Annotated in this window: 1 protein-coding gene and 1 pseudogene; both read left to right on the top strand. The window is 43.3% G+C overall.

Translation table 11 applies throughout. The features are described from left to right. Window positions 1-236: pseudogene (locus A3766_RS30610) on the top strand (arginine decarboxylase); the annotation flags it as partial. Window positions 237-311: 75 nt separating this feature from the next. Continuing rightward, on the top strand, window positions 312-552 hold a 241-nt coding region (locus A3766_RS07075; RefSeq protein WP_197479400.1), incomplete at its 3' end, for a saccharopine dehydrogenase NADP-binding domain-containing protein.

Below are 552 nucleotides of genomic sequence, written 5' to 3' on the forward strand. Positions count from 1 at the left end.
GCGTGCGTCTGAACGCTGATGGCAGCTTTGATTTCGTTAAAGAAATTCATGGAGACACCATATCTGACGTACTCAGCTATGTAGAGTATCAACCTAAAAATATGATGCTCAACTACCGAAATACGGCTGAGAGAGCGGTAAAAGAAGGACGAATTACAGCACGAGAGCGTCAGCAGATGATCAAAACCTTTAACTCGAGTATGCAAGGTTACACCTACTACGAGAGAGAACATTGAGCCGTAATAGCGCTTAGCTAAGGCTATATTATTGAATAAGATTATTGTAACAACTGAAAGAACAGGACTATGACTATGGCAAAAGTATTGATTATCGGCGCTGGTGGCGTCGGTCAAGTCGTTGCGCAAAAATGCGCTCAATTACCCGATATTTTTACCGAGATTACGCTTGCTAGCCGGACAGAATCTAAGTGCAAAGCAATCGCCAAGCAGATACAAGAAAACTATCAGCGGACAATCGAAACGGCTCAGGTTGACGCCGATAAGGTTCCTGAATTAGTCGCGCTCTTAGAGAAAGTTAAACCGTTTATGGTCA

The sequence above is a fragment of the Oleiphilus sp. HI0132 genome (genome assembly GCF_001635845.1).